Genomic DNA, 12720 nt, shown 5'->3' with positions numbered 1-12720 from the left:
GCCCCACACACCCCACCCGCCTCCCACACCTCAGAGGTACTCGGTGGGCAGGACCGGCTCGCCCCGCGACAGCTGGGCCGCCGACAGCGGCAGCCGGTCGCGGACCGCGGCGTGCCGGTCGCGGACGACGTCGAGGGACTCGCGTGCCAGCACCTGCCCGCCCTTGATCAGCTGCACCAGGAGCTGCTGGTCGGCCAGCTCGGCGGGGACCGGCCCGGTCCCGATGACCTCGGCCTCGGCGACCGCGTGCTCGTCCAGCCGCCGCGCGGCCCACTTGCGTCCGCCGATGGACGTCTTGCCGCCCGTGGACTTCTTCGCCACCGGCACCAGCGGCGCCTTCGGGTCCGCCGACTCGGCACGGGCGACCAGCTTGTAGACCATCGAGCAGGTGGGGTGGCCGGAACCCGTCACCAGCTGGGTGCCGACGCCGTACGCGTCCACGGGTGCCGCGGCCAGCGAGGCGATCGCGTACTCGTCCAGGTCGGAGGTCACGACGATCTTCGTGTCCCGCGCGCCCAGCTCGTCCAGCTGTTCGCGCACCCGGTGGGCGACGAGCAGCAGGTCGCCGGAGTCGATGCGGACCGCGCCCAGCTCGGTGCCGGCGATCTCGACGGCCGTCCGGACGGCCTCGGCGACGTCATAGGTGTCCACCAGCAGGGTGGTGCCCCGGCCCAGCGAGTCCACCTGGGCCTGGAAGGCGTCCCGCTCGGTGTCGTGGAGCAGGGTGAAGGCGTGTGCCGAGGTGCCCACCGTCGGGATGCCGTACCGGAAGCCGGCGGCCAGGTCGGACGTGGTGGCGAAGCCGCCGACGTACGCGGCGCGCGAGGCGGCGACCGCGGCCAGTTCGTGGGTGCGCCGGGCGCCCATCTCGATCAGCGGCCGGTCGCCCGCGGCGGAGGCCATCCGGGAGGCGGCCGCGGCGATCGCGGAGTCGTGGTTGAGGATGGAGAGGATCACCGTCTCCAGCAGCACGCACTCGGCGAAGCTGCCCTCGACCCGCAGGATCGGCGACCCGGGGAAGTACACCTCCCCCTCGGGGTAGCCCCAGACGTCCCCGCCGAAGCGGTACGAGGAGAGCCACTCCAGGGTGGGCTCGTCCACGATCCCGCGCTCGCCCAGGAAGGCGAGGACGTCCGCGTCGAACCGGAAGTTCTCGACGGCGTCGAGGACCCGTCCGGTGCCCGCGACGACCCCGTAGCGCCGCCCCTCCGGCAGTCGCCGTGTGAAGACCTCGAAGACGGAACGCCGCTCGGCGGTCCCGGCCGCGAGGGCGGCCTGCAACATCGTCAGCTCGTACTGGTCGGTGAAGAGTGCCGTCGACGGAACATCCACCGGCAGCCCAAGGTCCGCTGTGTTCATGGCAGGGATCGTACCCCCATCTCGTCACTTTGACGATTTCCGGGGTGTCTCCGGATGTCCGGGGAAGTCGCGCCCCTTTTTCGCAGGCCCGTTTGTGCGGCTGCCCCCCTCTGGTGGCAGCATGGGCCGTGTGACGGCTCCCGCACCTCTAGAGATCGAGAAGACCGAGTCGGCGGAGGAGGTCTTCGCCGTACCCGAGCCGGACGTCCCCTGGGTCACGATCGTCCACAACGACCCGGTCAACCTCATGAGCTATGTGACGTATGTCTTCCAGACGTACTTCGGCTACCCCAAGGACAAGGCCACCAAGCTGATGATGGACGTCCACCACAAGGGCCGGGCGATCGTCTCCAGCGGCTCCCGCGAGGAGATGGAGCGCGACGTACAGGCCATGCACGGCTACGGTCTGTGGGCCACCCTTCAGCAGGACCGGAAGTAGCCGGACCCTGTCCACCGACCGCCCGCAGGACCGGAAGCAGCGAACCCACTCCATGCCTGGACACTTCGAACCGCTCCCCGGCGGCGGCGCGGCCGTCGCCCTCGACGAGGTCGAGATCTCCATCATCCGCTCCCTCGCCGTCCAGCTCCTGGAGCTCATCGGTCCCGGCCCGGCGGAGAACGCCCCGGACGACCCGCTCGCCGAGCTGTTCGCGGAGGGCCCGAGCGAACCGCCCGCCGACCCGGTGCTCCAGCGCCTCTTCCCGGACGCGTACAGCGGCCCCGGTGTCGAGGCGGCCTCCGCCGAACAGGCCGAGGAGCAGCGCGCCCACTCCTCGGAGTTCCGCCGCTTCACCGAGAACGACCTGCGCGCCGGCAAGCGCGAGAACGCGCTGGCGGTGATCCGCTCGCTGGACGGCCTGGCCCCCGGCGAGGGGGGAGCGGTCCTCACCCTGGACGCGGCCCAGTCCGAGCAGTGGCTGCGCGCGCTGAACGACCTGCGGCTCGCCATCGGCTCCCGGCTCGACGTCGTCGACGAGGAGGACACCGACCTCCTCTACCGGCTGCCGGACGAGGACCCGCGCAAGCCGATGGTGATGGCGTACCTCTGGCTCGGCGGGCTCCAGGAGACCCTGGTCGACACCCTTATGCCCTGACCTGTCAGGACATAACACCTCTGGCGTTCGCTCAACGGACGCTCAAATCCGGATAACGATCACGTCACCGCGACCGCGCCCTATGGGGCGCGGTTCGACGTTTTGTCCGGTTCTTCCTGTGGTCTGCGCAACACCGACCTGAAGAGTTCAACATTGCGGCCGTGATAAATCTTCACGACCGCCCGACGGGACACCACCCACGTCCCGCCGGGTGCGCCACCGAGCCGGCGGACCGCCGGCCAGGCACAGCTCCACGTATCCGGGGGGATCGGAACCCGATCCGCAGCCAAGGGACTGGCTCGGACCGGCATGGAGAAAGGCGCACCACACATGACCTCGTCGCAGGTCGACAAGGAGTACGACGGCAGTGAGGCCGTGAGCGGCGACGCCCCCGAAGAGGGGTACGAGCGCGGGCTCGGCAGCCGTCAGGTCCAGATGATCGCGATCGGCGGCGCCATCGGCGTCGGCCTGTTCCTCAATGCCGGGGCCAACATCGCCAAGGCGGGACCCAGCCTCATCCTGATGTACGCCCTCGCCGGCGTCATCATCTTCTTCATCATGCGGGCCCTCGGCGAGCTGCTGCTCTACCGCCCGGTCTCGGGATCGTTCGCGGAGTACTCCCGCGAGTTCCTCGGCCCGTTCTTCGGCTACTTCACGGCCTGGACCTACTGGCTGATGTGGGTGGTGACCGGCATGGCGGAACTGACCGCCGCCGCGATCTACATCCACTACTGGTTCCCGTCGGTCCACCAATGGGTGTCGGCGCTGGTCTTCCTCGTCGTCCTCTTCGTGGCCAACCTGATCTCGGTGAAGGTCTTCGGCGAGATCGAGTTCTGGGCCTCGATGGTCAAGGTCACCGCCCTGATCGGCATGATCGTCATCGGTCTCGGCGTCCTCACCTTCGGCTTCAGCGCCGCCGGTGACACCGCCTCCGTCACCAACCTCTGGCAGTTCGACGGCTTCTTCCCCAAGGGCATCGGCTCGTCCCTGATGACCCTCCAGGGCGTCATGTTCGCCTACCTCGCCGTCGAGCTGGTCGGCGTCACGGCCGGCGAGTCCGAGAACCCCGAGAAGACGCTCCCCAAGGCCATCAACACCCTGCCATGGCGTATCGCCCTCTTCTACGTCGGCGCCCTCACCGTCATCCTCTGCGTCGTGAAGTGGACCGAGTTCATGCCGGGGGTGAGCCCCTTCGTGAAGGCGTTCGCCGTGATCGGCATCCCGGCCGGCGCCGGCATCGTCAACTTCGTGGTCCTCACCGCGGCCCTGTCCTCCTGCAACTCGGGCATGTACTCCACGGGCCGCATGCTCCGCAATCTGGCCGACAACGGCGAGGCCCCGAAGGCCTTCAACAAGCTCTCCTCGACGAAGACCCCGGCCCTCGGCATCACCGTCTCCGTGCTCTTCATGGCCATCGGCGTCGTCCTGAACTACGTCGTCCCCGAGAAGGCCTTCGGCTACGTCACCTCGGTGGCCACCGGAGCCGGCATCTGGACCTGGCTGATGATCCTGATCAGCCACATCCGCTACCGCCGCGCGGTGGACGCCGGCCGGCTCCCGGCCTCGTCCTTCCCCGCCCCCGGCGGCGCGAAGTGCAGCTGGGTCGCCGTCGTCTTCCTGCTCTTCGTCACCGGCCTCATCGCCTACGACACCGACTCCCGCGTCTGCCTCTACGTGATGGCCGTCTGGGCCGTCGCCCTGGGCATCGGCTGGGCGATCCTCAAGGCGCGCAACCCGCAGATCACGCAGCGCCGCGAGCCGGAGCTCGAAAAGATCCGCTGACCGGGAGGACCGCACCCGGTCCGACCGGCCCCGTCATCCCGGGCCGGCCCCGCGGGCCGCACCACGGTTCACCATGTGGGCCGCTCCGTACCACTCCTCGGTACGGAGCGGCCCTTCTGCTTATCCTGGCCAGCATGCTGACCATCACCCAGGCCCTGTTCGACCAGATCGTCGCGCACGCGCGCCAGGACCACCCCGACGAGGCGTGCGGCGTCGTCGCGGGACCGGCGGGAACCGACCGCCCCGAGCGGTTCGTCCCGATGCTCAACGCGGCCCGCTCGCCCACGTTCTACGAGTTCGACTCCGGCGACCTGCTGAAGCTCTACCGCGAGATGGACGACCGCGACGAGGAGCCCGTCGTCATCTACCACTCGCACACCGCGACCGAGGCCTACCCCTCGCGCACCGACCTCACCTACGCCAACGAGCCCGGCGCGCACTACGTGCTCGTCTCCACGGCCGACTCGGACGCCGCCGGCCCCTTCCAGTTCCGCTCGTACCGGATCGTGGAGGGCGAGGTCACGGAGGAGGAGGTCAAGGTCGTGGAAGCCTACTGATCTCATCCATCGGTCGAAAACCGTCCGCAATGCGAGATCACACTCCGGGACCCGTACCGGGATTCGATACGATGAGCCCATGGTTTCCCACGACGTGAGCGACAAGACGCCGGGCGCCCTGCTCGTGGCGCGGCTGCACGTCGACCTGTGCAGGCTGCAGAGCGCCATCTGTACGCGCTGACCTGCCGCCGCCGTACGGCCGAGAGCCGCGGCACCGCAAGCCCCGCACCACCCGCACCGCCCGCGCCGCCGCGCGTCTTTCGACCTGACTTTCCTTCCGACAGGAGCCCGCAGACATGGCCATCGAGGTCCGCATCCCCACCATCCTCCGCACCTACACGAACGGCGAGAAGGCCGTCGAGGGCGGCGGGGCGACCCTTGCCGAGCTCTTCGCCGACCTCGACACCCGTCACGCGGGCATCCGGGCCCGGATCGTGGACGGCGACGAACTGCGCCGCTTCGTCAACGTCTACCTGAACGACGAGGACGTCCGCTTCCTCGACGGCATCAACACCAAGCTCACCGACGGCGACAGCGTCACCATCCTGCCGGCCGTCGCCGGCGGCATGGCCTGATCGGCCGCTGGTCCCCGATGCGCTACGACTCCCCGCTCGCCGCGGTGGGCAACACACCTCTGGTGCGCCTGCCGCGGCTGTCGCCGTCCGAGGACGTCCGGATCTGGGCGAAGCTGGAGGACCGCAACCCGACGGGTTCGGTCAAGGACCGGCCCGCCCTGCACATGATCGAGCAGGCGGAGAAGGACGGCCGCCTGACACCGGGCTGCACGATCCTGGAGCCGACCAGCGGCAACACCGGCATCTCGCTCGCCATGGCGGCCAAGCTCAAGGGCTACCGCATGGTCTGCGTGATGCCCGAGAACACCTCGCAGGAACGCCGTGAACTGCTCGGCATGTGGGGCGCCGAGATCATCCCCAGCCCGGCCGCGGGCGGTTCCAACACCGCCGTACGGGCCGCCAAGGAACTGGCACGGCAGCACCCGGACTGGGTGATGCTCTACCAGTACGGCAACCCGGACAACGCCGGCGCCCACTACGCCACGACCGGCCCGGAGATCCTCGCCGACCTCCCGTCCGTCACCCACTTCGTCGCGGGCCTCGGCACCACGGGCACCCTCATGGGCGTCGGCCGCTTCCTGCGCGAGAACAAGCCGGACGTGAAGATCGTCGCCGCGGAGCCGCGCTACGACGATCTGGTCTACGGCCTGCGCAACCTGGACGAGGGCTTCGTCCCCGAGCTGTACGACGCCTCCGTCCTCACCACCCGCTTCTCCGTCGGCTCGGCGGACGCGGTCACCCGCACCCGCGAGCTCCTCCAGCAGGAGGGCATCTTCGCGGGCGTCTCCACCGGCGCCGCGCTGCACGCCGCGATCGGCGTCGGCACCAAGGCCGTCAAGGCCGGCGAGTCCGCCGACATCGTCTTCGTGGTCGCCGACGGCGGCTGGAAGTACCTGTCGACGGGCGTCTACACGGCGGCCACGACGGAAGAGGCGATCGAGACACTGCAGGGCCAGCTCTGGGCGTAGCCCGGACGCCGGGACCGTCGCACAGCGCGACCGTCGTACAGCGCGACCGTCGTACAGCGCGAAACGCCGGAGGGCGTGGAAGCCGAAAGCCCGGCTTCCACGCCCTCCGGCGTTTCGACGTTCCTCCTCGGCGAGACTCTCCGGGGAGGCCCAGCCCGCCCGGCGTCCGTGACGGGCCCGGTCTCCCGGCGCTCTCAGCCCGCCAGGTTCCGCACCCGGTCCCACAGCGCGGGGTCGACCACGCCGACCCGGCGCCGGAAGTCACCCACCGGCACCTCGCGCAGTTCGTCCGTCTCCAGATAGCTCGGCCGCCCCTGCGCGTCCCCCACGGCACCCGGGGGCAGCCGGATCACACCGGGCCGCTCGTCGTGGTACTTGCTGGTGATCTTCGCGACGGTCACCCGCTTCCCGCGCACCGTCAGCACCAGGCACGGCCGGTCCTTGGCCCCCGGCCCGTCCTCGTAGGGCACGTTCGCCCACCAGATCTCCGCCGCCTTGGGCAGCGGTCCGCCGCGCAGCTTCGCGCCCCGCCGGGGGCCCGTGGGCCGCCCCGGGGGACGCTTCCGCCCGGCCGGCCGGCGCCCGCGGCGCCCCCAGCCGTCCACCACCGCCGCGATCAGCGCGAGCAGTACCACCGCGGCCGACGCGAGCCACCAGGACGTGTCCATACCGAAGAAGGTACCGGCGCGCATCTGCCCACGCCCGCCCGGTACGGACCCCGGTTGACCCAAGGTCCATCCGAACCGGTGACACCACAGGTGAGTTCGCCCACAACAGCCCCTGGCGGAGGAGCGACCGGCCCTTACGCGCCTTACGCTCGACGGACCGCACGACTCCCGTTCCCGTATCCGTACCCGAGTACCTGCGCCCCCCACCTGCTCTCTGCACGTCCTTGCCAGCGCGGAGGTTCCAGCTCTTATGAAGCTCACCGTCGTCGGCTGCTCGGGGTCGTTCCCGTCCGTGGATTCGGCCTGTTCGAGCTACCTCGTAGAGGCCGACGGCTTCCGGCTGCTCCTCGACATGGGCAACGGTGCCCTGGGCGAGCTGCAGCGCCACTGCGGTCTCTACGACCTCGACGCGATCTTCCTCAGCCATCTGCACGCCGACCACTGCATCGACATGTGCGCGTACTTCGTCGCGCGCTACTACCGTCACGACGGCGGCCGCTGCGACCCGATCCCCGTCTACGGACCCGAGGGCACGGAGCAGCGCCTGACGACGGCCTACGCCGACACGCCGTCCGCCTCCTCGATGAGCGAGGTCTTCGACTTCCACACCGTCAAGCCGAGCACGTTCGAGCTGGGCCCGTTCACCGTGCACACGGAGCGGGTCCGCCACCCCGTGGAGGCGTACGGGATCCGGCTGGAGCACGGCGGACGGTCGCTGACGTACTCCGGGGACACCGGGCCGACCGAGGTGCTGGACGAACTCGCCCGCGACACGGACCTGTTCCTGTGCGAGGCGGCGTTCACCCACGGCAAGGAGGAGATTCCCGACCTCCACCTCAACGGCCGCCAGGCAGGCGAGTCCGCCACCCGCGCCGCCGCCCGCCGCCTCGTCCTCACCCACATCCCCCCGTGGACGAACCCCCAGACCAACCTCCGCGACGCCCGCACGGCGTACGAGGGCCCCCTGGAACTGGCGGTGCCACGGGCGACGTACGAGGTCTGACGTCCGCTCACGCGGAAGGCCCCCGGAACCTTGTGGTTCCGGGGGCCTTCGCGCGGGGGAGGGGACGGCTCACGCCTTGGTGAGGTCCTCGACCTCCTCCTCGGGCTCACGGCCCGGGGTGGTCAGGTTGAACTTGATGATCGCGAACCGGAACACGGTGTAGTAGATCGCCGCGAAGACCAGGCCGATCGGAATGATCAACCATGGCTTGGTCGCCAGGTTCCAGTTGAGCGCGTAGTCGATGGCGCCCGCCGAGAAGGTGAAGCCCGCGTGGACCCCGAGCGCCCAGGTGATCGCCATGGAGAGCGCGGTCAGGACGGCGTGGATCACGTAGAGCAGCGGCGCGATGAACATGAACGAGAACTCGATCGGCTCGGTCACACCGGTCACGAACGAGGTCAGCGCGAGCGAGACCATCATGCCCGTCACGGCCTTGCGGCGCTCGGGGCGGGCGCAGTGCGCGATGGCGAGCGCGGCGGCCGGGAGGCCGAACATCATGATCGGGAAGAAGCCCGACATGAACTGACCGGCGGTCGGGTCATGGGCGAAGAAGCGGTTGAGGTCACCGTGGACGACGTCGCCCGCGGCGTTCTTGTAGTCGCCGATCTGGAACCAGGAGACCGTGTTCACGAACTGGTGCATGCCGACCGGGAGCAGTCCACGGTTGATGAGACCGAACAGGCCAGCGCCGACGGCGCCCAGACCCGTGATCCACTCGCCGAAGTTCGAGATGCCCTCGCCGATCGGCTTCCAGATCAGACCGAAGAAGACGCCCATCGCGGTGCCGACGAAGGCCATGATGATCGGCACCAGACGACGGCCGTTGAAGAAGCCGAGCCAGTCCACCAGTTGCTTGCGGTGGTAGCGCTGCCACAGCACGGCGGCGAGCAGGCCCATCAGGATGCCGCCGAGGACGCCGGGGTTGTTGTAGGTCGCGGCTATGTCCGCGCCCTTCTGGACCTTGGCCTCGGTGACCGGGAACGCCTTCAGCACATTGCTGTAGACCAGGAAGCCGACGAGCGCCGCGAGGGCCGTGGAGCCGTCCGACTTCTTGGCGAAGCCGATCGCGACACCGATGCAGAACAGCATCGGGAGGTTGTCGAAGATCGCGCCACCGGCCGTGGCGAACACGGCCGTGACCTTGTCCGGCAGGTTCAGCTTGTCGTGCACGTCGTCCTGGCCGAGCCGGAGCAGGATGCCCGCCGCCGGCAGCACGGCGATCGGCAGCTGCAGGCTGCGGCCGACCTTCTGCAGGCCCTGGAACAGGCCGGATCCCCGCTTCTTCGCGGGTGCCGCCGAGGCTGTGGCGGTGGTCATAGTTCCTCCATGTGCTGGCGCTGCCGGGGGACGGGAAAGATGCTGAACGGGGTGGGCAGCGGCCACGTGGTCTACACCACTCAGTGGTGTAGACCTGTTGTAGCACGGTGAAGGCTGGATAAGGAACCCGCTGATTTTGTGGTCTCGGCCATAACGGGAAGAACCGGTTCCGGTCATGCCGAAGGGCCCCCGGACCAGGTGGTCCGGGGGCCCTTGGGGAGAGCGGTGCTGGTGGGCGGCGCCCTCGTCGGGGGAGGGGCTACGCCTTGGTCGTGTCCTCGACGTCCTCCTCCGGCTCCCGCCCCGGCGTCTTCAGATCGAACTTGGTGATCGCGAACCGGAAGATCGTGTAGTACACGGCCGCGAAGCACAGCCCGATCGGCACGATCGCCCACGGCCTGGTCGCCAGGTTCCAGTTGATGACGTAGTCGATCAGACCGGCCGAGAAACTGAAGCCGTCGTGCACACCGAGCCCCCACGTCACCGCCATCGACACACCCGTCAGCACCGCGTGCACCACGTACAGCAGCGGCGCGATGAACAGGAACGAGTACTCCAGCGGCTCCGTGATCCCGGTGACGAACGACGTCAGCGCCACCGACAGCATCAGACCGCCCACCTCCTTGCGGCGATGCGGCTTCGCGCAGTGCGTGATCGCCAGCGCCGCCGCAGGCAGCGCGAACATCATGATCGGGAAGAAGCCCGAGGTGAACTGCCCCGCGTTCGGGTCGCCCGCCAGGAACATGTTGATGTCACCGTGCACGACCTCCCCGTCCGGCTTGGTGAAGCTGCCGAACTGGAACCAGATGGGCACGTTCAGGAACTGGTGCAGACCGATCACCAGCAACGCCCGGTTGGCCACACCGAACACACCCGCACCCCACGCGCCCAGCCCGACCAGCCAGTCGCTGAAGTTCTCCAGCGCGTCACCGATCGGCGGCCACACCCACACGCACAGCGAGGCGAACAGGATCGCCACGAACGCCATGATGATCGGCACCAGCCGGCGCCCGTTGAAGAAGCCGAGCCAGTCCACCAGCTTCGTACGGTGGAACCGCTGCCAGAAGTACGCCGACAGCAGGCCGATCACGATGCCGCCGAACACCCCGGGGTTCTGGTACGTGAACTCGACGACCGAGTTGTCCTCCAGCTGACAGCCCAGCTTGATCGCCGTGCTCCCTCCCGGGCAGTCCTCCGGGAACGCGCGCAGCACGCTGTAGTAGACGAGGAACCCCACCACCGCCGCGAGCGCCGTGGAGCCGTCCGACTTCTTCGCCATGCCGATGGCCACGCCCACACAGAACAGCATCGGCAGACCGAGCTGACCGTCGAGCAGCGCGCCGCCCGCCGCTCCCATCACCTTCGAGACGTTGTCCCAGCCGAGCCCGTCCGCGCCGAACACATCCGGCTGCCCCAGCCGGTTGAGGATGCCGGCTGCCGGCAGTACGGCGATCGGCAGCTGGAGACTCCGGCCCATCTTCTGCAGACCCTGGAAGGCCTTGTTCCAGCGGTTGCGCGCAGGTGAGACGGCACTCACGGCACTCATGGGCGTCCTCCGGGCCGGGCCGGTTTGGCGACTGCCCGTCAACTGGTGTAGACCAGTTGACGACGCGTCGCTCTGTCGTGATCGCCATCATTCGGCACCCACGACACGACCGCTCGCGAAGATGGGCCAACTGTGGGTTACTGCGACAAAGCGGTTCTGACCAGGGAGTAGGACATGGCCACGAAGGCTGAGAAGATCGTCGCCGGGCTCGGCGGCATCGACAACATCGAGGAAGTCGAAGGCTGCATCACCCGCCTGCGCACCGAGGTCCACGACGCCTCGCTGGTCGACGAAGCCGCCCTCAAGGCCGCCGGCGCCCACGGCGTCGTCAAGATGGGCACCGCCATCCAGGTCGTCATCGGCACCGACGCGGACCCCATCGCCGGCGAGATCGAAGACATGATGTGAGAACCGGGACCCGCTGAGGCACCCGCCGCTCCCCGCGAGCGGCACCCCGCCTCGACGAACCCGGCTCACCCCCGAGGGGCTGCTTCCGTCACCGGCGGACAGCCCCTCACCCGTGTGCCGATAGGCTCAGCGGCATGTCTCGCATCGACGGCCGCACCCCTGAACAGCTGCGCCCCATCACCATCCAGCGTGGCTGGAGCAAGCACGCCGAGGGCTCCGTCCTCGTCTCCTTCGGCGACACCAAGGTCTTCTGCACGGCCTCCGTCACCGAAGGCGTCCCCCGCTGGCGCAAGGGCAGCGGCGAGGGCTGGGTCACCGCGGAGTACTCCATGCTGCCCCGCGCCACCAACACCCGCGGCGACCGCGAGTCCGTCCGCGGCAAGATCGGCGGCCGCACCCACGAGATCAGCCGCCTCATCGGCCGTTCCCTGCGCGCCGTCATCGACTACAAGGCGCTCGGCGAGAACACCATCGTCCTCGACTGCGACGTCCTCCAGGCCGACGGCGGCACCCGCACCGCGGCCATCACCGGCGCGTACGTCGCCCTCGCCGACGCCGTCGCCTGGGCCCAGGGCAAGAAGCTCATCAAGGCCGGCCGCAAGCCGCTCACCGGCACCGTCTCCGCCGTCTCCGTCGGCATCGTCGGCGGCGTTCCGCTCCTCGACCTCTGCTACGAGGAGGACGTGAAGGCCGACACCGACATGAACGTCGTGTGCACCGGTGACGGCCGCTTCGTCGAGGTCCAGGGCACCGCCGAGGCCGAGCCCTTCGACCGCAAGGAGCTCAACGCCCTCCTCGACCTCGCCGTCGCCGGCTGCGACGAACTCGCCGCCGTGCAGCGCGCGGTACTCGAATCGACCGGTGAGGCAACCGCGCGTTAATTCCACGCGTTCTAAGGGGTACGGGCGCACGGTCCAGCCGTGCGCCCCGCCGGCCACGTCAGGCGGATCGGGGCCCCACCGCGGGACGTACCGGCCGCCGACGCGGCCGTACGCCATCATGCCCACGGGGAGGGACCGTTCCATGGCCGCGCGCCACCACCGTCGTCGCCGTACCGCCGCACTCGCCGTCACCGCCGCACTCGTCCTCCTGCCGGCGGCCGTCGGCTGCGACGCCGTCAACAAGGCGCTCGACTGCGTGCAGACCGCCGACTCGATAGCCGACAGCGTCACCGACCTCCAGCAGGCGGTGGAGAACGCGGCCGACGACCCGTCGCAGACCGACGCCTCCCTCAACTCGATCGAGAACAACCTCGACAACATCGGCGACAAGACCGACAACGCCGACGTCAACAAGGCGGTCGACAACCTGAGCAAGGCCGTCGCCAACGTCCGCACCGCCGTCAAGAACGGCGACAACACCCCCGACATCAGCCCCGTCACGGACGCGGCGGGCGAACTGACGAAGGTGTGCACGCCGTAGGGGCGATGCGATCGGCGGGGC

The 12720-nt window shown here is 69.2% G+C and carries 15 protein-coding genes; 11 read left to right on the top strand and 4 right to left on the bottom strand.

Going from position 1 to position 12720, the window contains the following annotated elements:
* Positions 1 to 30 precede the first annotated feature (30 nt).
* A complete protein-coding gene (locus ABZT74_RS10315; protein ID WP_356434017.1) occupies positions 31 to 1359 on the bottom strand; it encodes a nicotinate phosphoribosyltransferase in 1329 nt (442 codons plus the stop codon).
* 121 nt (positions 1360 to 1480) lie between these two features.
* On the opposite strand from ABZT74_RS10315, the gene clpS reads away from it, so the two are divergent.
* From clpS to ABZT74_RS10280, 7 genes are all read left to right on the top strand, one after another.
* Positions 1481 to 1798: an ATP-dependent Clp protease adapter ClpS gene (gene clpS, locus ABZT74_RS10310; RefSeq protein ID WP_355862886.1), complete on the top strand. Its 318-nt coding sequence runs from the start codon at positions 1481 to 1483 to the stop codon at positions 1796 to 1798.
* Positions 1799 to 1850: 52 nt separating this feature from the next.
* Positions 1851 to 2453 (top strand): DUF2017 domain-containing protein, encoded by a 603-nt coding sequence (locus tag ABZT74_RS10305; RefSeq protein WP_355862888.1) that lies wholly within the window; start codon positions 1851 to 1853, stop codon positions 2451 to 2453.
* A gap of 330 nt (positions 2454 to 2783) precedes the next feature.
* Complete coding sequence (locus tag ABZT74_RS10300) at positions 2784 to 4235, top strand: amino acid permease (protein ID WP_356176427.1); 1452 nt, start codon at positions 2784 to 2786, stop codon at positions 4233 to 4235.
* A 134-nt stretch (positions 4236 to 4369) separates the two neighbouring features.
* Positions 4370 to 4792: a M67 family metallopeptidase gene (locus ABZT74_RS10295; protein WP_355862892.1), complete on the top strand. Its 423-nt coding sequence runs from the start codon at positions 4370 to 4372 to the stop codon at positions 4790 to 4792.
* 79 nt (positions 4793 to 4871) lie between these two features.
* Complete coding sequence (locus tag ABZT74_RS10290; protein ID WP_355862894.1) at positions 4872 to 4973, top strand: putative leader peptide; 102 nt, start codon at positions 4872 to 4874, stop codon at positions 4971 to 4973.
* Positions 4974 to 5088: 115 nt separating this feature from the next.
* Positions 5089 to 5367 (top strand): MoaD/ThiS family protein, encoded by a 279-nt coding sequence (locus ABZT74_RS10285; RefSeq protein ID WP_081217507.1) that lies wholly within the window; start codon positions 5089 to 5091, stop codon positions 5365 to 5367.
* Between the two features lie 17 nt (positions 5368 to 5384).
* Entirely contained in the window at positions 5385 to 6335 is a 951-nt protein-coding gene (locus ABZT74_RS10280) for a cysteine synthase (protein WP_355862897.1), read from the top strand.
* A gap of 194 nt (positions 6336 to 6529) precedes the next feature.
* On the opposite strand, the gene ABZT74_RS10275 is transcribed toward ABZT74_RS10280, so the two are convergent.
* A complete protein-coding gene (locus tag ABZT74_RS10275) occupies positions 6530 to 7003 on the bottom strand; it encodes a type II toxin-antitoxin system PemK/MazF family toxin (RefSeq protein WP_356176836.1) in 474 nt (157 codons plus the stop codon).
* Between the two features lie 250 nt (positions 7004 to 7253).
* On the opposite strand from ABZT74_RS10275, the gene ABZT74_RS10270 reads away from it, so the two are divergent.
* Positions 7254 to 8006: an MBL fold metallo-hydrolase gene (locus ABZT74_RS10270; protein WP_355862901.1), complete on the top strand. Its 753-nt coding sequence runs from the start codon at positions 7254 to 7256 to the stop codon at positions 8004 to 8006.
* Positions 8007 to 8075: 69 nt separating this feature from the next.
* Here the strand turns inward: ABZT74_RS10270 and ABZT74_RS10265 are convergent, their stop codons facing one another.
* Together ABZT74_RS10265 and ABZT74_RS10260 are read right to left on the bottom strand one after the other, a co-directional pair.
* Positions 8076 to 9323, bottom strand: a complete 1248-nt coding sequence (locus ABZT74_RS10265) for a PTS transporter subunit EIIC (protein WP_355862903.1) — start codon at positions 9321 to 9323, stop codon at positions 8076 to 8078.
* 259 nt (positions 9324 to 9582) lie between these two features.
* Positions 9583 to 10869 (bottom strand): PTS transporter subunit EIIC, encoded by a 1287-nt coding sequence (locus ABZT74_RS10260; protein WP_355862905.1) that lies wholly within the window; start codon positions 10867 to 10869, stop codon positions 9583 to 9585.
* Positions 10870 to 11043: 174 nt separating this feature from the next.
* On the opposite strand from ABZT74_RS10260, the gene ABZT74_RS10255 reads away from it, so the two are divergent.
* The 3 genes from ABZT74_RS10255 to ABZT74_RS10245 all read left to right on the top strand — a co-directional run bounded on the left by ABZT74_RS10255 (position 11044) and on the right by ABZT74_RS10245 (position 12699).
* Positions 11044 to 11277, top strand: a complete 234-nt coding sequence (locus ABZT74_RS10255) for a PTS glucose/sucrose transporter subunit IIB (RefSeq protein WP_069920430.1) — start codon at positions 11044 to 11046, stop codon at positions 11275 to 11277.
* A gap of 134 nt (positions 11278 to 11411) precedes the next feature.
* A complete protein-coding gene (gene rph / locus ABZT74_RS10250; protein WP_355862908.1) occupies positions 11412 to 12158 on the top strand; it encodes a ribonuclease PH in 747 nt (248 codons plus the stop codon).
* Between the two features lie 142 nt (positions 12159 to 12300).
* Positions 12301 to 12699: a hypothetical protein gene (locus ABZT74_RS10245; RefSeq protein ID WP_356434014.1), complete on the top strand. Its 399-nt coding sequence runs from the start codon at positions 12301 to 12303 to the stop codon at positions 12697 to 12699.
* Positions 12700 to 12720 lie beyond the last annotated feature (21 nt).

The organism is Streptomyces sp. NPDC005302 (assembly GCF_040607345.1).
In the GTDB taxonomy this organism is placed as follows: domain Bacteria; phylum Actinomycetota; class Actinomycetes; order Streptomycetales; family Streptomycetaceae; genus Streptomyces.
Note: the sequence above shows the minus strand (reverse complement) of the source record. Positions and strands in the feature narration are given on the sequence as shown.